The following is a 21,769-nucleotide window of genomic DNA, read 5'->3' on the forward strand; positions in this document are numbered from 1 at the left end:
TCATATCATAATGGAATTGAAAAAAAGAGTTTGCTTAGTACTAAGCTTGGTTACAGGTTCGTTAATTATAGGTATTATTATCGGCAATTTTATTTCCGGAAGGTCTCTGGGTAGAAAATTATTTTTAACCCCCTATAATAAGTTTAATGTTGTTTTGGATATTCTTAGTAAAGAATATGTTGATCCTATTCGCATGAAGGATGTTACTGAAAGTGCTATTTTACATATTATAAATGAACTTGACCCTTATTCTATTTATATTCCTAGTGAAGAGCTGAAACAATTTGATGAAGATATGGAAGGATACTTTGGTGGAATTGGAATAAACCATCTTCTTTTTAAAGATACTGTTGTGATTGTAAATGTAATAAAGGGGAGTTCAGCTTCGCAAGCTGGGCTACTGCCGGGAGATAGGATTGTTTATATCAATGATTCTATTTTTGCCAGCAATGGTATTACAGAAGAAAAAGTTGTGAAAGCCTTACGAGGGGGAATAGGTACTTGCCTAAAGTTAGGTATTTGTCGAAATTCTTCTGATCAGATTATTGAGTTTCGCGTCAAGAGGAAAAACATTTTGTCAACCACTGTTAAATCTTTTTACGAAATTGAAAAGGGAATTGGATTTATTAAAATCTGTGACAGATTTACTCATTCTACCTATAATGAATTTATGCATGCTATAATGAATTTATTATCATTAGGTTGTAAATCGTTCATTGTAGATTTGAGGATGAATAGAGGTGGAGCGTACGATTCTGCGATTAAGATTGTTAATGAATTTTTACCTGGAAACAAAGTGATTGTTTATGCTAAAGGTAAATCATTCCCCCGTATGGTGTCTGTTTCTAATGGTAATGGCATTTTACAAAATAGTCAAGTTGTGATTTTGATAGATAAAATATCAGCTTCAGCAAGCGAAATTGTTGCTGGTTCTATTCAAGATAATGATAGAGGACTTATTATTGGTCAGTGTTCTTTTGGTAAAGGGTTAATTCAAAATCAGATTGGATTATCTGATGGATCCGCTATTAGGCTTACCGTTGCTCGGTATTATATTCCTTCAGGTAGGAATTTGCACCGTGAGTATGAATTAAAGAAATTGGGGGATCAAATTCATAGTGATAAGAGTTATTACGGAAATAATGCTAAAGTAGATTCAACTTTTGTTTATCATACTTTGCATGGAAGAAGTGTGTATGGGGGAAGAGGTATTATACCTGATATTTTTTTTCTTTCTTCTAATGCTTCACGTCTTTCTTCTTATTATCTGGATTTGGAAAAGAAAAACATTTTCAATCAGTTTGCTTTTGAATATTCAGATGAAAACCGTAGTATGTTGAATCAATTTAAAGATTATTCATCTATGTTAGAGTATTTGAAGAAACAGCCTATACTTGAAAAAATTGTTAATTTTGCCTCCAATAATGGAGTAAAGAAAAGAATTTTATTAATCAACTATTCTGCTACTCAAATTCTTAATACTGCTTATGCTTGGATAGTGAGCAATTTTTTGGGGGATGATGCTTTTTATCCGGTTTATTTGAATAACGATCCTGTCATTATTCAGGCAATTGAAGCTCTTAGAAAAGGATATGCCTATCCTGAAGCAGTTGAAACAATGAAGTATAAGGAATTAATTCGATATTAATACAAATGGTTTGTTATGTACAATAGGGCATGTTTTTCTTCCCATTAAATCTTAATTATTTCACTCTAGATCTCTTTAATTTGCTTTTGAGGGGATAAATTGTATTGTCCTGTCCTGTCCTGCTTTTCCCCTATGATTTGGGATGAATTTGTACTCACAAATATTTGAAGATTACTTATCATATTTTCTCTCTATTTATTATTGTTAGTTACTTGATTAAGAGTAGTGTGTATATAGGACTTAAAGTTGAGTTATGAGTGAAATAGAAGATAAAAGAGTACAGAAAGCTTACGAAACCTTATTGAACAGTTATGCTCATTCGGTACACCGTAAGAAATTTGATATTATAGATAGAGCTTTTAGGTTTGCTAATGAAGCTCATAAGGGAGTTCAGCGATATTCAGGAGAACCTTATATTTTGCATCCATTAGCTGTTGCTTTGATTGTAAGCAAAGAGATTGGTTTAGGTTCCACTTCTATTTCTGCTGCTTTATTACACGATGTTGTGGAAGATACGGATTATACAATAGAAGATGTAAAAAAACTTTTTGGAGAGAAAATCGCTCAGTTGGTAGAAGGACTAACTAAGATTTCTGGAGGAAATTTTTCTAAAAAGGTTTCTATACAAGCAGAAAATATGCGAAGGTTATTATTGACTATGTCGAGTGATATCCGAGTAATTCTCGTAAAAATTGCTGATAGACTTCATAATATGAGAACTTTAAGTTCACTTCCCCCTGTTAAGCAGTATAAAATTGCAGGAGAAACTTTGTATTTATATGCCCCTATGGCACATCGTTTGGGTTTGTTTTCAATTAAAACTGAATTAGAAGATTTAAGTTTTCGGCACGAATATCCGGAAGAATACAAGCAAATAGAACAACAATTGGAGGCTAGTGCTCAAAATCGGGAAAAGATATATGAACAATTTACAGCTCCCTTGAAAAAAGTGCTTACCCAATTGGGATATTATTATAAGATACAAGGAAGGACAAAATCTGTCTATTCTATTTGGAATAAAATGCAGGCTAAAAAAGTAAATTTCAGTGATATATACGATATCTTCGCTGTTAGAATTATTTTTGAGCCTAGGAATGATCAAGCAGTAAAGAAACAGTGTTGGGATATTTATTCTATAATAACGGATTTTTATCAGTTACGCCCTGATAGGCTTCGTGATTGGGTTAGTCATCCAAAAGCCAATGGTTATCAATCGCTTCATTTAACTGTAATGGGTCCAGATGGACAATGGATAGAGGTACAAATTCGTAGTTTTCAAATGGATGAGATAGCAGAAAGAGGATTTGCAGCTCATTGGAAATACAAAGAACAAGTTGGTAATGCTGCTTCTCATCAAAATGAATTAGACCTTTGGTTGGGGAAAATACAGGCAATTTTACAGTCTCCAACTCCGAATGCCATGGATTTTTTGGATACAATTAAATTAAATCTTTATAATGATGAAATATTTGTTTTTACACCGAAAGGTGAAATTAAAACTTTACCACAAGGTTCAACTGCTTTAGATTTTGCTTATGAAATACATTCAGATATAGGTCATTATTGTATTGGAGCTAAAGTCAATCATAAATTAGTCCCTATTAGTTATGAATTGGTTAGTGGAGATCAAGTAGAAATATTGACATCTGATTTTCAACAACCTAAAGAAGAATGGTTCAATTTTGTTACAACAGCTACTGCTAAAACAAAAATAGAATCTGCTATAAAAAAACGAAAAAAAAGTCAGATACAGGTGGGAGAAGAGTTATTGAATAAGTATTTTACTTCTTTTAGTATTGAAGTTACTATTCGAGTTTTAGATAAACTTTGTGCTTTTTATGGATATTCAAAAAAAGAGCTTCTATTCTATGCTTTGGCAGAAAAGCAGATAAAATTGCCAGAAAATCCATATTCAATATTAAAAGATAAAACTAATAGTTTCTTTTTCCATTATGTAAAACAAGCTCTTAGTACGGTATTGCCTTTACAAGAAATAAGCAATTCATCTGAAAATTCTTTGAAGAAGATAGACCCGAAGGTAACTTATGTATTAAATGAAGAAGAGTTTCAACAAAATTTTATCACGAAATCTTGTTGCAATCCTATACCTGGAGATGAGGTTTTTGGTTTTATTTGCGATGACGGACGATTAGAGGTGCATAAAAGATTATGTAAAAAGACACTGGTATTCAAAACACGCTTTGGCAATCGTCTTATTTCTTGTAATTGGGCAGGACATAAAATTTCTTCTTTCCTTGCCACAGTTGAGTTAAAGGGTATTGATAGAATAGGAATATTGAGCGACATTATACAAATTATTACTCATAATCTAGTTATGAGTATACATAAAATATCCCTTGCTGCTAAAGATGGTATTTTTGGAGGAACAATTGAAGTCTTCACCCATAATGTAGATGATATTAATACTCTTTCTACCAAATTGCAAAAAATAAAAGGAATAGAAAATGTTGTTCGTGTTGACAATTAAGTAAAAACAATACGGTTAATAATATTCCTTCCTGCCACTTTGTTAAGTTCTACAACTTTTTTTTCTCGTTGCATCATCAGCTCGTTTTTTAGTACTGATGAATTTATTTTGACATAAAAAACACGATTTTTGATAAATAAATTACACGTGTAGCGACTGATATTGGGGGTTGTATTACTGTTCCAATAGTCTATTATACGAGCTTCAGCTAGTTTATCTGCCATTTGAAGATTAGCTTCAAGGAACTTTTTTAATATTTTTCCTATTGGTTGAGGATCTGTTCGTTGCATATATGCCAAATATAAAAAAGTTTTTTTGTTTAAATGGGCTATGAGTATTATTTTAATCAATTGAGTATTTTTTATGTCATTTGCGATATGAAAGGAATTATTCTATTCGTACGTTAAAGACATATTGTGATGATTTGGTTCAATTCGAGCGATTTGTTTTTTGTAGTGAGGGATTTGATATGAGAACGATTACTTCTTCTGTTATTCGTGAGTGGATTGTTTTTTTGATGGATAGGAATTATTCTCCTCGTTCTGTCAATAGGAAATTAAGTACATTAAGGTCATTTTTCGATATTTATATCGGAATGGACAGATAGAAAGTAATCCTGTCAAGGGGATTGTTGGAGTAAGGCCTGGTAGGCCACTTCCTTATTTTGTCAGAGATAGAGAAATGAATACGCTGTTGTTGGATTTATCTAAAGGAGAAGGCTTCGAAGATGAACGGGGTAGGACTATTCTTGAGGTTTTTTACTCGACGGGTATTCGCTGTTCAGAGCTAGTAGGATTGAATGATGAAAGATATTGATTTTGAATCATGTTTGATAAGAGTGACTGGTAAGGGAAATAAACAGCGATTGATACCATTTTCAAAAACATTAGAGAAGTGTCTTTTTGTTAAAAACAAAGTAATTTTTTTAACAAAGTTTAAACAGGGTTATTGTTTAGGATCGTATTGTAACAATATTTGGAACTTATTGCATAAGGATTTTGTAAAATATTCATTTTTAGTTATGAATTCTTTTTATAGGAGATTATAGAAGACAGCTAGTACTTTTGAGGAATCCATTAACTGTTTTGTAAGATTGGAAGTGACGAAATATTAGTGTAGATTAGGAATTTTAATTTCTCTTTCAATTGAGAATAAGAGTTCTAGTTTTTACATGAAGGAGTTTCTCTGTCGTATGGCTTCAAATGTAATGATTGCAACAGAAACTGAAACATTCAATGAATCTATAATACCTTGCATCGGAATTTTGATTCGTTGGTGAGCGTTATCCAGCCAAAAATTGGTCAGGCCATTCACTTCTGCTCCTATTACGATAGCTGAAGCAGAAGTAAAGTCTGTATTGTAGTATTGTTTAAAAGCAGTAAGCTCGGCAGCAAATATTTGAACAGATTTGCTTTTTAGGTAAGCAAGTGTTTCTTCATTTGAAGCTACAGCAATTGGATTGCTGAATAAGCATCCTATACTTGAGCGAACAACATTTGGGTTATAAATGTCAGTAGAGGGGTTGCAAATTATTGTCGCGTCAATTTTGGCAGCTTCGGCTGTTCGAAGTATAGCTCCAAGGTTACCAGGTTTTTCTATTGATTCTAATACAATAATAAGAGGATTGTTTGATAGATTTAAATCTGCTAATAGGTGTAATTTGGGTTTAGCCAGTGCTAATATTCCTTGGTGATTCTCTCGGCAAGCAATTTTTTGGAAAACAGCTTTACTGACTTCGTAAATTATATTTGAAGGAATGATATTGATGATTTCAGAACTATTAGACTTTTCAAGTAACTCGAAGCAAATATATACTGAATCCAATATATAGTTACCAACTAAAGATAAATTGAATTCACGGATACCTTCAATAATGAAAAGTTTTTGCGATTTCCGTTCATATGCTTTTATTCTCAGTTTTTGAATATTTTTAATGCGGGGATTATGAGTACTTGTGATAATTCTTGATATTTTATTGTTGTAAGATTTCATTTAAACTATTATTTATGATGGGAAGAGGTCAATTAAAATAAAATAATTTTTTAATATTTATATTTTTTATCTAGGATCATTCACAATCTAGGATCGTTCACATAAAAATCTATATATCCCTGTCACACATAGGTATGATCTTGTTATTATAAACAGGACATGTGCTTGTGTTTTGTAAAATTTGAAAAGGTAAAATTTTGTTATTGTTTTTATATTTATTCTTGCTTATTCTGATTAGAATCACATAATTGCTCAACTGGATAATTTCTTCCTTCTTTTCTTTCCATAGTAGAATGTCTTTAAAGGATTACAAAATTTTATTCTTAACTATTTTTTACTCCTAAATAATTTGGTTTTATTCCACTTTATGCGTTTAAGCACCATAGCCGTTCTTGCTGGCAAATATAGTTTTAACCATTCTTTTTTTTCTTTTTCATAGAGTTTGTCATAAGTGGTGAAATGTTCAATTTTATCATCTATTAATCCAAAACCTCCGAATTGAGGAGAATCAGTATTAAGGATTGTTTGATATTTACATGGTGCTACTAAAAAACCATAATCTGTAAATGATTGAACAGGATTAAAATTGAATACGAAAACTAAATCGTTACGACAGAAAGCTAATACTTGATCTCCTTCACTATCCCATATTTTTTGAAGTGGAGTTGCCTGAAAGTCTTCTATACTGTTAATTAGAAGGATCATGTCTTTATCAAAATTATATAGATACTTATATTTTAAGTTGTTATCATCAGCCAAATGCCATTGTCTGCGTGCATATTTGTATGACCAACTATTACCTTGACGAGGGAAATCTATCCACTCTGGATGTCCAAATTCATTTCCCATAAAATTCAGGTAGCCTCCGCATATAGTAGATGCCGTAACTAATCGGATTATTTTATGTAAAGCTATGCCTCTATCTATCAACAAAGAATCTACTTTATGTATTTCACTCATTCCATTATACATTTCTGCATCTATCAGTCTAAAAATTATTGTTTTGTCTCCTACTAATGCCTGGTCATGACTTTCTACGTAACTAATAGTTTTTTCATCTGTCCGGCGATTAGTTAATTCCTCCCATATATTTAAAGGATGCCAATCTTGGTCTTTCTTCTCTTTGATTAACTTAATCCAATAATCCGGAATATTCATTGCTAAACGATAGTCAAATCCATATCCGCCTTGATTTATTTTAACTGCTAAGCCAGGCATTCCGCTTACTTCTTCAGCAATGGTAATAGCATGTTTGTTGATTGTATGTATTAAACGATTGGCAAGTGTGAGGTAACAAATGGCATCACCATCTTGGTTGAGATTAAAATAATCATTATAACTAGTAATTGTTTCTCCTATTCCGTGACTTTTGTACAACATGGAAGTTACTCCATCGAATCGAAATCCATCAAAATGATATTCTTCTAACCAAAACTTGCAGTTGGATAATAGGAAATGTAAAACTTCATTCCTTCCATAATCGAAACAAAGAGAATTCCACACAGGATGTTCTCTTCTTTCTCCTTGATGGAAATATTGGTTGTAAGAGCCATCAAATCGCCCTAATCCTTCCACTTCATTTTTTGCTGCATGAGAATGAACAATATCCATAATTACTGCTATATTCATGGAATGAGCCGTGTCAATCAGTTCTTTTAAGTCATCTGGAGTTCCAAAGCGTGAAGAAGCAGCAAAAAAATTTGACACTTGATAGCCAAATGAACCATAAAAAGGATGTTCTTGTATTGCCATAATTTGAATAGCGTTGTATCCATTTGTTTTTATACGTGGAAGAACATTTTGTATAAATTCTTGATAAGTTCCAACTCTTTCTTTATCAGTTGCCATACCGATATGACATTCGTAAATTAACAAAGGAGTAGTCTTAGCTTGGAAGGACTTATTTTTAAATTGATAAGGATTATTAGGTTCCCATACTTGAGCATTGAAAATGTAGGTTTCTTTATCTTGGACAACGCGTTTTGCCCATGCTGGAATACGTTCACCTGCTCCATTTTCCCAGTATAATTTTAATTTATAAAGATCTTTGTGTCGGAGAGTATCTTTAGGTAAATGAAGCTCCCATGTTTCATTATCTAATCTTTTGAGTTGAAACTCTTCTTTTTCTTGCCAGTTATTGAAATTGCCTATTAGATAAATTTTTGTAGCATTTGGTGCCCATTCTCTAAATACCCATCCTGAAGACGCATTATGTAATCCAAAGTATAGATATCCCGATGCAAAATTACTAAGAGTCATTTTATGATTGTTTGTTAATTCCTTTTCTCTTTGAAGGAAATACTCATAACGACCTTTTATTGCTTGCTGATAGGGATTAAGCCAAGCATCGTTTTTAATAAGTTCAAGCGATTCCATAATTTTTAAAATTATTGTGGGTAAATTTATATTGTGCTATTCCTGTTTTGCATAATTCAAGCAGGTAGCACCCTAATGTTTTTAATATTGCTTTTTTCTTTCACTTTTAATAAATATCAACTCTAGAAATCTTCTTTTCGTTTGGCTTGAGTTTTCTTTTGAAGAATAACATTTTAAAATATCATTTGGGTTTGAAATTTACACAATTGCTGTTGTTTTCTTACCTTGCAGGTAAGGTTCTTGTAAGTTTCGTATTTTGAACGGTTGTATAGCCAAGAACTTCGCGATTCATGTGAATCACAAGTGAATTAGAAATTAGTTCAGACGATGGGATTAAATTGACTGTTGGCTTTTGCTAAGGTGAATGGCATCATCTCAATAAAAGTAATTTTTTATTTCAATTTTTATTGTTGGTTGTATCATTTATATAAATAGCTTTCACAAAAAAAGATATATGGATTACTTTTAAGGTGGAGTGTCATCTTTCTTTTGGTTATTTTTTGTTTTCTCTTTTAAAAAAAATCGGGATTTTTTATTAAAAAGTAAGTTGGGAAATCAATATTGCTAGTCATAAATATTACTAGGAAGACTTCTAACTTTTATTAATTTTTTAGTTCTTCATTAATGTTCATTATGTCGTTATTTATCTTGTAGCTGCCGCCTATAACGGGAAACGACATGGCTTCAAAAGTTGCCTAAAAGATCCCAAATCGGCAAACAATCCAAAATATATTGTACATGAATCCTGGTCACAAATGTAGTATTTTTCATATAACGAGGAAATATTTTTTAATTTGAAAATATTAGTTGCTATATTAGAGGACAGTATTAAAGCTGGACAATTGACAAATTGATTGACAAATTGACTTAAATGATCTACAAGGATTTAGATAGTAGCAAGGCTTCTATATTCAATGTTCATTTTGTTTTTCTAAATAACGAGTTGTACATTCGAGCCATAGGGTTTTATAAATCCTATAATTTTAGAGGAATATGACTAATTCTGCTTTGTTTGTTGTTGTCTTTCTGACAGCCATTTTTATGGTATTAGCTGCACTGTTTATTGCAAGGTTATTATCTCCAAAATCTACCAATCCCGTAAAAGGGGAACCATATGAATGTGGTATTCCTACGAGAGGAGTTTCATGGTCTCAGGTTAAGGTAGGTTACTACCTTTTTGCTATTTTATATTTGGTATTTGATGTTGAAACTATATTGTTGTTTCCTTGGGCAAGTATTGTAAGAAGTTTGGGAATAAGAGGTTTGGCCTGTATGACATTCTTTTTTGTTATACTGGCATTTGGTTTGATTTATGCGTGGAAGAAAGGAGCTTTGCAATGGAAGTAAGAGATATTTATATTCGGAATATGAAAACTGAAGATTTTAGGGATAATGAATATCTTGAGGAGTATCTAAAGGAATTGTGGGGGAATGGTGCTAATATTGCTATAGCCAAATTAAATGATTTGATAAATTGGGGCCGTTCTAACTCGGTATGGCCTTTAACATTTGCGACGAGTTGTTGTGGTATAGAATTTATGTGCTTAGGTGCTGCTCGTTATGATTTCGCTCGTTTTGGTTGGGAAGTTACTCGTAATAGTCCGCGTCAAGCAGATGTGGTTTTTTGTTGTGGTACTATTGTTCATAAGATGGCACCAGTATTAAAGCGTTTATACGACCAAATGTCTGAACCTAAATACGTTATAGCTTTGGGCAGTTGTGCAATTAGTGGTGGACCATTTAAGAGTTCGTATCATACGATTATGGGGATAGATAAAATTATTCCTGTAGATGTATATATTCCTGGCTGTCCACCTCGTCCAGATGCTATGATTTATGGAATGATACAGTTAGCACGCAAAATTAAAGTGCAGAACTTTTTTAAATTGCCGAATCTGTCTCATATAGAAGGAAATAGCCTTAAGAAAGGAGAAAGGCAATGAAAATTATTGATGAGTTGTTGCTGCAACTTTCTTTTGTTACGATGGAAGTGGTCGGTAAAGCTTATATTGTTTCAATCCCAAAAGAAAAACTTCGCCATGTAGCTGTTTTATTAAAAAATAATAGCAGACTCTCATTTAATTTCTTGATAGATATTGTTGGAATAGATTATATAGATAGTTTGGCAGTTATTTATTATTTGTCTTCTACTCAGTTTCCTACTTATATAATTGTTTTAAAAACTTATACGAACGATAGAGAAGATCCACAAATTGATTCTGTGTGTGACCTGTGGCAATCGGCAGGATTGTATGAGCGAGAGGTTCACGATTTTTTTGGTATCCGATTTATAAAAAATATGGATATGCGTCGTTTGTTTTTGCGGCAAGATTGGAAGGGATATCCCTTGCGAAAAGATTATAATGCTGATATGGAAATAAATCCTATGCCACTTCTTAATGAAGATTTGATTGTCATGGAAAAGATGGATGGTGGTAGTAGTGTGTTTGAGAAAGATGATTATGTAGTAAACTTCGGTCCACAGCATCCGTCTACGCATGGAGTACTTCATCTTCGTGTTGCATTAGATGGTGAAATTATTAAGAAAGTAGATCCAAATTTTGGTTATATCCACCGGGGTATTGAAAAGATGTGTGAGACTTATACTTATTCTCAAATTCTGCATTTAACAGAACGTTTGGATTATCTTTCTGGGACTATTAATCGTCACGGAATGTGTTTGGCCATAGAAAAAGGTTTAGAATTGGAAATTCCTAGACGAGCACATTATATTCGTACTATTATTGATGAGTTGACGCGGATTGCCTCCCATTTGTTAGGGTGGGGATGTATGGCAATGGATATGGGTTCAATTACAGCTTTTGTCTATGGAATGAGAGATCGAGAAAAGATCATGGATATTTTTGAGGAAACTTGCGGTGGTCGTTTAATGGCTAACTATAGTGTAATTGGTGGTGTAATGAATGATATTCATCCAAATTTTCAACGAAAGGTAAAAGAATTTATTCTTTATATGCGTAAAAGGTTAAAGGAACATCACCTATTGTTTACAGATAATCCAATTGCAAGAGGTCGTATGGAAGGTGTAGGTTTTTTAAGTAAGGAACAAGCTATTTCATTAGGAGCAACTGGTCCTACAGGACGAGCTTCCGGCTGGAGTAATGATATTCGTAAAATAGAACCATATGCTGCTTATAAATATGTTGAATTTAATGAAATACTTCGTACAGATGGATTAACTTTTGATCGTTATATCATTCGTTTAGATGAGATAGAGGAATCTTTAAAAATTATAGAGCAATTGATAGACAATATACCAGGCGGTGCTTTTTCGACGAAAATAAAAGCTATGATTAGACTTCCTGAAGGGGAGTTTTATCAGCGAGTGGAAAGTGCAAGAGGGGAATTTGATGTATTTATTTATAGCAAAGGGGATAAGTATCCCTATCGTGTTAAGTTTCGTTCTCCTTGCATGACTTTGGTAAATACTTTGGGAGTCATTGCTATAGGTGTAAAAATAGCAGATTTAGTTATGCTAGGTGGTTCTTTGGATTATGTTGTCCCTTGTATTGATCGGTAATTTATGAAGAGACTAATACATATTTAAAATTTATACATGTTAGTCTAACATAGTCTAACAATTTTATTTATATAGTCTAACAATTTTATTTATACTCCTCTTCTTTATTTGTATCCCTCTTCATTTTCAAGCTTTTTGTTTATGGAGCTATGATGTTGGAATGTTTAGAAGAATTCAGGATAATAAGAACAATAGATAAATAAAAAATAATATTAGTGGGGTTTCGTAACTATATCCTTTGTTGATGTCTAGGATCTTATGGTATGTAAATATTTGTTATGTTTCAAGTAAATTTCAAAATACACATGATGGATATAGTGTTTGATAAACAAGGGGAATGATAAAATATTAAAATTATGTTTCATTTGGATTTTGTGACAAACTGGATAAATAAGTTTCTTCAGAAATATTTGATAGATGGGTGGGTATTGCTTGTTGAGTTTGTTTTGATAGCTTTTGTCATTTTGATAGCTTATGCTGTATTAGCTCTTTTGCTTATTTATTTAGAACGAAAAGTTTGTGCATTTTTTCAATGCCGTTTAGGGCCGACACGTGTAGGTCCTTGGGGGATTTTTCAATCGGTAGCTGATATGATTAAAATATTGTTAAAGGAGTTAATCAGAATAAATAAAGTTGATGTTTGTTTATTTCATTTGGCTACTTATATAGTGATTATTGCTTCTATATGTACATTTGGAGCTATTCCCTTTGATAAAGGGTTGCATGTGGTGGATTTCAATATAGGGGTATTTTATTTATTATCAGTTTCTTCGATAGGGGTGGTCGGAATTTTGTTGGCAGGTTGGGCCTCTAATAATAAATACACGATAATTGGCGCAATTCGTTCAGGAGCACAGTTAATTTCTTACGAGCTGTCTTGTGGGTTATCATTAATGACAGTTGTTATGCTTTCTGGCTCTTTACAACTGTCCTCTATTGTGGAACAACAGTCTTGCGGATGGAATATAGTTAGAGGTGGTATCCCTGCAATTATTGCTTTTATTATTTATCTGATAGCAGGACATGCTGAAACTAATCGCGGACCTTTTGATTTGCCGGAAGCTGAATCAGAATTAACAGCTGGTTATCACACAGAATACTCTGGTATTCAATTTGGATTTTTCTATTTAGCTGAATATTTAAACATGTTTATTATTGCTGCTATTGCAACTACATTATTTTTGGGAGGGTGGATGCCATTGCATATTCCAGGTTGGAATTTGTTTAATGAAGTTATGGATTTTATTCCATCAATATTGTGGTTTTTTGTTAAAACATTTATTTGTATATTTTTAGCTTTATGGGTACGATGGACAATGCCTCGTTTAAGAATAGATCAACTCTTGAACTTGGAATGGAAGATTTTAATGCCTATTAGTCTAATTAATATTATATTGATGGCTTTTTGGATAATATATTTATGAATCAAATTAAAAATATAATTAAAGGTATCTGGCATTTAGTACAAGGGATGTATATCACAATGCTTAATTTTCTTCGTAAGAAAGTAACAGAACAGTATCCTGAAGATCGAGCGAAAGTATTTCGTTATGAACGAATGCGAGGACAATTAGTGATGTCCCATAATGAAAAGAATCAGCATAAATGCACAGTTTGTGGTATTTGTCAAGCAAATTGTCCGAATGGAACTATTCGAATAATCACGAAAAAAGAATTAGATGAGGTTACAGAAAAAGAAAAAAAAACTTTGGATAAATATATATATGATATTGGAAGTTGCACTTTTTGTTCTATTTGTACCATTTCATGTCCACAAAACGCAATTTTATGGACAACTAATTTTGAACATGCAACTTTTACTCGCTCTAAACTATATATGAAACTAAATAAAGAAGGTTCTACACTAACTAGGGAATAAAAATATGAATCCAGTTGTTAATTTGATTATATTTATTTGTTTAGGCATAGCAAGTTTGCTATTCTCCATATTAGCAGTTTCTTCTAACAGTTTATTGCGTTCAGCTACTTATCTGTTTTTAGTATTGTTATGTACAGCAGGTTTTTATCTATTTCTGAATTATCATTTCCTTGCTGCTGTCCAAGTATCAGTATATGCAGGTGGAATTGTTGTATTATTCATATTTGCTATTTTTCTTACTAATGATAAAAGTGAAGTTTTAATAAAAAAATGGTGGCAAAGATGTACGATGAGTGTATTGGTTATATTGGGTGGAATTGCTACTACTGCATTTGCTTTATTAAAACATAGATTTATTTATATAAATAAATCTATGTTAGAAGGTGATAGGGAAATCGATATGCATCTAATTGGCAAGGCTTTAATGGGAACTGGAAAATATCAATATCTTTTGCCTTTTGAAATTTTGAGTCTACTTTTATTAGCTTGTATTATTGGGGCAATATTGATTGCGAGAAAGAGATGAAATAATGAATCTTGATGTTTAAAAAGTTGAAGTCAAAGTTGTTAACTGATTTTGGGAAATTAGCTTCGGAAGCTTCTAGGTATAAGGTAAATAATTTCAGAAAGAACAAGCTTTTCAATATGGGATTTTAGATTTTTAGTATGGAAATGTGTAACAGAAATCAATATAAAATGATGTTTACGTGTACATGTGATTAAGCTTTTTGGTAAATTATTGAATGAATTTAAAATGAAATCAGTTTTTAAAAAACTACAACTACTGAAATTTATAATCAATGTTAAAATTGCTGATTACTCAAAGTGATGAAAAGGGCAACAACTCTGAAGTTATTTCAAAGATGTATTTAGATGTCATACCTGAGTAAGTATGGAGTGTTTAAAAAATCTTTTAACGACTTGCGGAATTTTAGTAGCAGTTATCATTGGAATTATTGTCTTAGATTTTAATCTAAAAAATTATTTCGGAAGAACTTTGATCGGGAGGTAAAACTGTGGATAAAAGAGAAGCTAAAAAATTCTATTCGTCCGATCTAAATATGTGAATAGGCTCTTCATCTAAGAAGAATCTATCGCAGATTTTATCTTTAGAGATATCTGTGTGCGGTAAATAGTTTATAATGGTGTAAAAGAAAAATTTTATGATACGAATGGAATATTATTTGGTAGTCAGTACATTGATGTTTTTCCTTGGGATTTACGGATTTATTACTAGGAAAAATATGATTGCTATTCTTATTTCGTTGGAATTGATATTAAATGCGGTTGAAATAAATTTTGTTGTATTCAATCGGTATTTGTTCCCTGAACAATTTGAAGGGATGTTTTTTACCCTTTTTGGAATAGTTGCTACTGCTGCTGAAACAGCAGTAGCTTTGGCAATAATTATCAATGCTTATCGTGCAATTGGTAATATTGAGATTAAAAATTTCAGTAAAATGAAAAAATAGAATACTACAAATGTTCTTTTTTGAAGAAAAAATTTTATCCAGTTCTCTAGCTTCCAATTGTTGGAATTGTGGGTATTCAGTTGGATTGATATAGAATATACTTTTTCGTAAAAAGAAAGATTGTGTTTTGCAATGGTGATGGTGTGCAACTATAAATATTCTCTGTTTCCCTTTCCTCTCTTTTAACTATGGCGGCTGTCCAGCTTTGATTAGTCTAGAGCTGTCCCCGGCTTAAAACAATATTCCTTTCCCAAAACTAGCTAATGCTAGCAACATATTCGTTTTTTATCTTTTGTCTACTTGTTTTTTTTATCATTCAGCACAAACTTGGTTCAAGTTGATTTTATTAAATTTGTGTAATAGAATGGAAATGGTCGAAAAATCGTGTAAATTTTGCGAGGTAAAATAGAGTGATGATAGGAAGAAGCAGAGAGAAGTTACACTTTCCCATTTTAATAAAGTTGATGAAATCATCACCTAATAATTTCAATTTAAATGCTTTTTGTACTTTTGCCAAAGTATGCTGTTGTTTTCACAACTATTATAATTAGTCAAATTCGTAATTGACCATTGTCAATGTATTCCTATACCCTTTCTAGGAAAGTACTCTATATGGCTTTAATATTAAAAATGGTTAGAAATATTTGTTCAAGTGATGTTTATACTCTGTTTTATTCTTTAAGAGAATAGCTTTTGGTTTGGAATACTTTTGTAAAGAGATTTATGATGATGAATTTTGATTTAGTTATACATATATTTGTTTATAGTACGTAAAAGATGTGTATGCCGATTAATTTTATAGAAGAGTTGAGATGGCGAGGTATGATTCATAATATAACGCCAGGCACAGAGGAGCAATTAGAGAAAGAGATGACCGTGGCTTATATGGGCATTGATCCGACTGCTGATTCTTTGCATGTTGGTCATTTAGTGGGAGTGATGATGTTAAAGCATTTTCAACAGGCGGGTCATTGTCCCATTGTTTTGATAGGAGGAGCTACAGGGATGATTGGTGATCCGTCAATGAAATCACAAGAGCGTAATTTATTGAATGAAGAAACTTTACGAAAGAATCAAAATGGAATAAGAATCCAATTAGCTAAACTTCTTGATTTTGATTCTAATATTTCTAATATCGCCATTTTAGTTAATAATTATGATTGGATAAGAGACTACTCTTTCTTGAATTTTATTCGTGATATTGGTAAATATATTACAGTAAATTATATGATGTCGAAAGATTCTGTTAGAAAACGATTAGCTGCGGATGCAAAAGTTGGTATGTCGTTCACAGAGTTCTCTTATCAATTGTTTCAAGGCTATGACTATCTTTTCTTATACGAAAACTATAATTGCCGTTTGCAAATGGGAGGAGCTGATCAGTGGGGAAATATTACAACGGGAATAGAATTAATTCGAAAAAAGGTAGGGGGTAAAGTTTTCGCTTTAACTTGTCCTTTAATTACAAAAACTGATGGCAGTAAATTTGGTAAGACAGAAGCGGGGAATATTTGGTTGGATAAACGATACACTTCACCTTATAAATTTTATCAATTTTGGTTAAATGTAAGTGATATTGATGCAGAAAAATATATTAGAATTTTTACAGTTTTATCCAAAAAAGAGATAGAAAATTTAATTTCAAAACACAAATTGGCCCCTCATCTCCGCTCTTTACAGAGGAGCTTGGCAAAGGAAGTAACTATTATGGTTCATTCGCAGGAAGATTATGAAATGGCAGTAAAAACATCGACTATTCTTTTTGGGAATGCTACTTCTAGCTTTTTAAAGCAATTGGATAAGGATACATTAGAAAATATTTTTGTAGGTATTCCCCAATTTGAAATATTCAAAGAATCATTATCATTAGGAATAAAAGCAGTTGATTTATTAGTGGACAATATTCATATTTTCTCCTCCAGAGGAGAAATGCGTAAATTGGTTCAAAATGGTGGAGTGAGTATCAATAAAGAAAAATTACCTATATTTGATCATTTAATTGATTGTTCTTACTTGTTAAGAGGAAGATACATACTAGTTCAGAAAGGGAAGAAAAACTGCTTTTTATTGAAAGTAAAAAGCAGTTGATTATTTAGGAATTTATATAAAAGAATGCTTGGATAGTTTTAGAGGAGTTGTGTATTTGTCCCATGGTGTAATGGTAGCACATCTGATTTTGGTTCAGCCAGCCTAGGTTCGAGTCCTGGTGGGACAACGACGGGGGTGTTGTCGAAATGTTAAAGAAAATCATTGGGTGATACGGATAAAGGTTGTTATATATTATCTGTAATGTGGGAGGTTTGTTATTTAGTGGGCAGTCCAACACAATATGGTTGCTCCAAGTTCCTATCATCTAAACAAATTGGAATAATTATGCAATAGTTGTTGTTTGTTTTTTCCGTGTTTGCATGTTCACTCAAATATAAAAAAGTTTTTTTGTTTAAATGGGCTATGAGTATTATTTCAATCAGTTGAGTATTTTTTTATGTCATTTGCGATATGAGAGGAATTATTCTGTTCGTACGTTAAAAACATATTGTGATGATTTGGTTCAATTTGAGCGATTTGTTTTTTGTAGTGAGGGATTTGATATGAGAACGATTACTTCTTCTGTTATTCGTGAGTGGATTGTTTTTTTAATGGATAGGAATTATTCTCCTCGTTCTGTCAATAGAAAATTAAGTACATTAAGGTCATTTTTTCGATATTTATATCGGAATGGACAGATAGAAAGTAATCCTGTCAAGGGGATTGTTGGAGTAAGGACTGGTAGGCCACTTCCTTATTTTGTCAGAGATAGAGAAATGAATACGCTGTTGTTGGATTTATCTAAAGGAGAAGGCTTCGAAGATGAACGGGATAGGACTATTCTTGAGGTTTTTTACTCGACGGGTATTCGCTGTTCAGAGCTAGTAGGATTGAATGATGAAGATATTGATTTTGAATCATGTTTGATAAGAGTGACTGGTAAGGGAAATAAACAGCGATTGATACCATTTTCAAAAACATTAGAAGAGATTTTGTCATATTATAAGACTATTAGGGATGAAACGATTTGGGATGTAAGTAAAGCTTTTTTTGTAAGAGAAGATGGACGTTCATTGAATTATAATATCGTATATCGCATTGTTAAAAAGAGACTATCTGATATTCCAAATTTACCTAAAAGAAGTCCTCACGTATTAAGGCATACATTTGCGACAAGCATGTTGAATAACGGAGCGAATTTAAACGCTGTCAAAGAATTGTTGGGGCATTCGAGCCTTGCTTCCACTGAGATCTATACCCATCTAACCTTTGAAGAACTGAAGAAAACGTATAAGCAAGCCCACCCAAGAGCTTAAAATTGTATTAGTTGAGAATCGTATTAAAAAATACCTTGTGAACCACAAGGTATAACAGCATAGCTCCTGAGTTTTTGTTTTGGTGAGATTTTTGTCTATTTCTATTGATTATAGTTTTTTGTACTATAATTTTCCGCTTTTAGATTTAACTTTTGCCTCATTTTTACAACATAGATACATTTATATATATAAATTATTTTTCTTTCAAAGAAGTTCGCTTGAAAACTTTTGAGAGAGGAACATTTGAGTATACTTTTTATATATTTTATCATTTACAATTTTGCCTTCTATTAATGATATTTTCTAGAAAAAAGATTTTGTCGGTGTTGGTAATTCTTTTTATTGAATTATTTTTTATGGTCGTAATAACTTATTTTGTGCTTTGTAAAAGCATTACAAATAGCTCTTGCATATCTTTTTTGTCCATCTTCACTCAATAAATACATTTCGGCCTCTGGATTGGTTATAAAATCAAGTTCTATTAGTATGCGTGGCATACTCGTTTTTCTTAAAACTAAGTATTCAGCTTGTTTAATTCCCCTCTCTGGCCATGGTACACAAGATTTCAATTCTGATTGGACACTCAGAGCAAAATCAAGACTTTGATAAACAAATTTGTTTTGCATGAATTCAAAAATAATATAAGATTCAGAAACGTTTGGATCAAAGCCTTCATATCTTTCTCTGTAATTACTCTCGTAATAAATGACAGAATTTTCTCTTTTGGCTATTTCCAAATTTTCTTTGGTTCTCGAAACTCCAAAAGCATACACTTCCGAGCCATGAACATTCGTATTGGTTGAAGCATTAGTATGAATGGAAATAAATAGATTAGCTTTAGATTTGTTGGCAATTTCAGCTCGTTTCCATAAATCGACGGACTCGTCTTTGTCTCGTGTATAGATAACTTTCACATTTTCGTGTTCCGCTGTAATATACTTTCCTGTAAGCAGAGCTACGGCGAGTGTAATGTCTTTTTCTTTACTTCCTTTACCTTTACTAATTGCACCTGGATCTTTCCCTCCATGGCCTGCATCAATGACTAGTATAAAACTTTCCTTTTTAGCAGCAAAAGATAAGGTAGCCATCGAAAAAGTAAAAAATAAAAACACTATGCAAAGTGATTGTTTCGACGACATTGACGATTGTCATGATTTGACGATCAAAATTACAAAAAATGTTTTTTAAAACAAAATTATTGTCTCTTTGATTCAAAAAGATAGATTCTATTGCATATTGAATAAGTGGAAATTTGTATGATATTTCTTAGTTCAATAAGCCATGTATGAACGATTTAATTAATAATTCAAATAATGATGTAAATATTGTTATGTAAATATTTGTTAAAAACAAAAAGCTTTTTACTCACTTATAGAGTATAATAGAATTATAGAAATATGAGTCTTTTCTTGAATGGCTTGTATAATTTTCTACTATTTTTTCATTGAAGTAGGTCTTTGCAAAAACATTTAAAGTGGGAAATATGTTCACAAAGAAACTATAGTGGGTAGAATTAGTTTTTTTCATTTTAAACGTTAAACGGTAAAATTTAACTTGTCTTCATTGCATTTCGTATAATTTCTTGTAGAGGCTTCATTACAAAGTCTCTTTTTCTGTAAAGAGGATGAGGAATAGTTAGTTCTTCAGATTTATAGACAATGTTGTCGTACAGTATAATATCAATGTCAATGATTCTGTCTTGATATTGGTGTTGTTTTACTCTTCCCATTTGTCTTTCTATTTCTTGCGAGGCTTTCAATAATTCAACAGGTTGGAGACTTGTTTCTACTCTTAGAGCCATATTTAGAAATAAATTAGCAGATTGAAATCCACACGCTTGAGTTTCATAGACAGATGAAATAGCTGAAAGATTCCCTATTCTTTCAGCTATAAGGGCAATAACTTTCAGTAGATTTAGTTCCTTATTCCCCAAGTTGGTTCCTAATGATAGATAGGTAGTCATTATATTATTAGCATAGCATCTCCATAGACCCCGAAACGGTATTTTGCTTCAATAGCTTGTTTATACACATCCATAATCAGATCAAATCCTCCAAATGCTGCCACTTGAAGTAGCATAGAAGAAAGTGGTAGATGGAATCCCGTAATCAAACTCGTTGAGGTAATGAAATTATAAGGAGGGAAAATAAATTTATTTGTCCAACCGGTAAATGGATTCAAGTATCCTTGAGAGGTTACTACATTTTCTCTATCTTCAATTGTTCGGAGTACAGATGTTCCTACTGCACAGATTTGTTTGCGGTTTTGCTTAGCTTGATTAATTTTAGTTGCCGTTTCCGTATTGATTACGATTCGTTCAGATTCCGATTTGTATTTGAATAAGTCTTCTACATCAATGGCACGAAAATTTCCCATCCCAGAATGAACAGTAATAAAAGTCAATTCGCAGCCTTTGAGTTCCAAACGTTTCATCAATTCATGGCTAAAATGTAATCCTGCCGCCGGAGCGACTACTGCACCTTCATTCTTTGCATAAATTGTTTGATATCGTTCACGATCTTCTTTAGTCACTTTTCTATCCAGATAGTCAGGAATGGGCATGTTTCCCAAATTGTATAATATTTTCTTGAATGATTCATAAGGTCCGTCGTATAAGAAACGTATGATTCGTCCTCGTGAAGTTGTGTTATCAATTATTTCTGCTACGATTGTGTCACTATCCTCATTTTCGAAATACAATTTGTTTCCAATACGAATTTTGCGGGCAGGGTCTACTAAAACATCCCAGATACGTTGTATTGGGTCTAATTCTCGCAATAAAAATACTTCTACTCTTGCTCCTGTTTTTTCTTTGTTCCCATTCAAACGTGCTGGAATAACAGAAGTGTCGTTGAAAATGAAAGTATCCTTTTCATTAAAATATTGAATAATATCTTTAAAAATTACGTGTTCTACTCTGCCTGTTTTATGATAAACAACCATCAACCTTGATTCGTCTCTATCAACTGAAGGGAATAGGGCAATTAGTTCCTGTGGAAGGTGGAATTTGAATTTTGAAAGTCTCATTT

The 21,769-nt window shown here is 32.3% G+C and carries 19 protein-coding genes and 1 tRNA gene; 14 read left to right on the plus strand and 6 right to left on the minus strand.

All coding sequences use genetic code 11. The features are described from left to right. Nucleotides 1-10: 10 nt before the first annotated feature. Nucleotides 11-1,648 carry a S41 family peptidase gene (locus tag CFPG_RS02360; RefSeq protein WP_012573436.1) on the plus strand — a complete coding sequence of 546 codons (1,638 nt, stop codon included), beginning with the start codon at nt 11-13 and terminating at the stop codon, nt 1,646-1,648. 253 nt (nt 1,649-1,901) lie between these two features. Then, nucleotides 1,902-4,136 carry a RelA/SpoT family protein gene (locus CFPG_RS02365; protein ID WP_012573437.1) on the plus strand — a complete coding sequence of 745 codons (2,235 nt, stop codon included), beginning with the start codon at nt 1,902-1,904 and terminating at the stop codon, nt 4,134-4,136. Here the strand turns inward: CFPG_RS02365 and CFPG_RS02370 are convergent. Further along, on the minus strand, nt 4,133-4,426 hold the full coding sequence (locus CFPG_RS02370) for a DciA family protein (RefSeq protein ID WP_012573438.1): 294 nt from the start codon (nt 4,424-4,426) through the stop codon (nt 4,133-4,135). The genes CFPG_RS02365 and CFPG_RS02370 overlap by 4 nt on opposite strands. An 80-nt stretch (nt 4,427-4,506) precedes the next feature. On the opposite strand from CFPG_RS02370, the gene CFPG_RS05335 reads away from it, so the two are divergent. Both CFPG_RS05335 and CFPG_RS05510 read left to right on the plus strand, forming a co-directional pair. Beyond that, on the plus strand, nt 4,507-4,743 hold the full coding sequence (locus CFPG_RS05335; protein ID WP_265347952.1) for a site-specific integrase: 237 nt from the start codon (nt 4,507-4,509) through the stop codon (nt 4,741-4,743). 74 nt (nt 4,744-4,817) lie between these two features. Beyond that, complete coding sequence (locus CFPG_RS05510; protein WP_265347953.1) at nt 4,818-4,952, plus strand: hypothetical protein; 135 nt, start codon at nt 4,818-4,820, stop codon at nt 4,950-4,952. A gap of 351 nt (nt 4,953-5,303) precedes the next feature. Here the strand turns inward: CFPG_RS05510 and CFPG_RS02380 are convergent, their stop codons facing one another. Further along, on the minus strand, nt 5,304-6,128 hold the full coding sequence (locus tag CFPG_RS02380; protein WP_012573439.1) for a TrmH family RNA methyltransferase: 825 nt from the start codon (nt 6,126-6,128) through the stop codon (nt 5,304-5,306). A 327-nt stretch (nt 6,129-6,455) separates the two neighbouring features. Next, on the minus strand, nt 6,456-8,504 hold the full coding sequence (locus CFPG_RS02385) for an alpha amylase C-terminal domain-containing protein (protein ID WP_012573440.1): 2,049 nt from the start codon (nt 8,502-8,504) through the stop codon (nt 6,456-6,458). A 993-nt stretch (nt 8,505-9,497) separates the two neighbouring features. Between CFPG_RS02385 and CFPG_RS02390 the strand changes: the two genes are divergently transcribed. The 10 genes from CFPG_RS02390 to CFPG_RS02435 all read left to right on the plus strand — a co-directional run bounded on the left by CFPG_RS02390 (nt 9,498) and on the right by CFPG_RS02435 (nt 18,740). Then, nucleotides 9,498-9,851, plus strand: a complete 354-nt coding sequence (locus tag CFPG_RS02390) for an NADH-quinone oxidoreductase subunit A (RefSeq protein WP_012573441.1) — start codon at nt 9,498-9,500, stop codon at nt 9,849-9,851. Then, nucleotides 9,842-10,447 carry an NADH-quinone oxidoreductase subunit B gene (locus CFPG_RS02395; RefSeq protein WP_041572398.1) on the plus strand — a complete coding sequence of 202 codons (606 nt, stop codon included), beginning with the start codon at nt 9,842-9,844 and terminating at the stop codon, nt 10,445-10,447. Before CFPG_RS02390 ends, CFPG_RS02395 begins: the two co-directional genes overlap by 10 nt. After that, nucleotides 10,444-12,045 (plus strand): NADH-quinone oxidoreductase subunit D, encoded by a 1,602-nt coding sequence (locus tag CFPG_RS02400; protein ID WP_012573443.1) that lies wholly within the window; start codon nt 10,444-10,446, stop codon nt 12,043-12,045. The genes CFPG_RS02395 and CFPG_RS02400 overlap by 4 nt, the downstream gene beginning before the upstream one ends. Nucleotides 12,046-12,401: 356 nt before the next feature. After that, nucleotides 12,402-13,469 (plus strand): NADH-quinone oxidoreductase subunit NuoH, encoded by a 1,068-nt coding sequence (gene nuoH / locus CFPG_RS02405; RefSeq protein WP_012573444.1) that lies wholly within the window; start codon nt 12,402-12,404, stop codon nt 13,467-13,469. Next, nucleotides 13,466-13,924 (plus strand): 4Fe-4S dicluster domain-containing protein, encoded by a 459-nt coding sequence (locus tag CFPG_RS02410; RefSeq protein ID WP_012573445.1) that lies wholly within the window; start codon nt 13,466-13,468, stop codon nt 13,922-13,924. Before nuoH ends, CFPG_RS02410 begins: the two co-directional genes overlap by 4 nt. A 4-nt stretch (nt 13,925-13,928) precedes the next feature. Then, nucleotides 13,929-14,450, plus strand: a complete 522-nt coding sequence (locus tag CFPG_RS02415) for an NADH-quinone oxidoreductase subunit J family protein (RefSeq protein ID WP_012573446.1) — start codon at nt 13,929-13,931, stop codon at nt 14,448-14,450. Nucleotides 14,451-15,087: 637 nt separating this feature from the next. Further along, nucleotides 15,088-15,396 carry an NADH-quinone oxidoreductase subunit NuoK gene (gene nuoK / locus CFPG_RS02420; protein WP_012573447.1) on the plus strand — a complete coding sequence of 103 codons (309 nt, stop codon included), beginning with the start codon at nt 15,088-15,090 and terminating at the stop codon, nt 15,394-15,396. Nucleotides 15,397-16,185: 789 nt separating this feature from the next. Then, nucleotides 16,186-17,484, plus strand: a complete 1,299-nt coding sequence (gene tyrS / locus CFPG_RS02425; RefSeq protein WP_041572522.1) for a tyrosine--tRNA ligase — start codon at nt 16,186-16,188, stop codon at nt 17,482-17,484. Between the two features lie 56 nt (nt 17,485-17,540). Next, nucleotides 17,541-17,611 (plus strand) — tRNA-Gln (locus CFPG_RS02430). A gap of 229 nt (nt 17,612-17,840) precedes the next feature. Beyond that, on the plus strand, nt 17,841-18,740 hold the full coding sequence (locus CFPG_RS02435; protein WP_012573449.1) for a tyrosine-type recombinase/integrase: 900 nt from the start codon (nt 17,841-17,843) through the stop codon (nt 18,738-18,740). Nucleotides 18,741-19,087: 347 nt separating this feature from the next. Here the strand turns inward: CFPG_RS02435 and CFPG_RS02440 are convergent, their stop codons facing one another. The 3 genes from CFPG_RS02440 to queA all read right to left on the minus strand — a co-directional run bounded on the left by CFPG_RS02440 (nt 19,088) and on the right by queA (nt 21,767). Continuing rightward, nucleotides 19,088-19,879 carry an N-acetylmuramoyl-L-alanine amidase family protein gene (locus tag CFPG_RS02440; protein ID WP_012573450.1) on the minus strand — a complete coding sequence of 264 codons (792 nt, stop codon included), beginning with the start codon at nt 19,877-19,879 and terminating at the stop codon, nt 19,088-19,090. A gap of 410 nt (nt 19,880-20,289) precedes the next feature. Then, complete coding sequence (folK, locus tag CFPG_RS02445; protein ID WP_012573451.1) at nt 20,290-20,703, minus strand: 2-amino-4-hydroxy-6-hydroxymethyldihydropteridine diphosphokinase; 414 nt, start codon at nt 20,701-20,703, stop codon at nt 20,290-20,292. Further along, nucleotides 20,703-21,767, minus strand: a complete 1,065-nt coding sequence (gene queA / locus CFPG_RS02450; protein ID WP_012573452.1) for a tRNA preQ1(34) S-adenosylmethionine ribosyltransferase-isomerase QueA — start codon at nt 21,765-21,767, stop codon at nt 20,703-20,705. The genes folK and queA overlap by 1 nt, the downstream gene beginning before the upstream one ends. Between the last annotated feature and the right edge of the window lie 2 nt (nt 21,768-21,769).

It is taken from the genome of Candidatus Azobacteroides pseudotrichonymphae genomovar. CFP2, from assembly GCF_000010645.1.
Taxonomy (GTDB): domain Bacteria; phylum Bacteroidota; class Bacteroidia; order Bacteroidales; family Azobacteroidaceae; genus Azobacteroides; species Azobacteroides pseudotrichonymphae.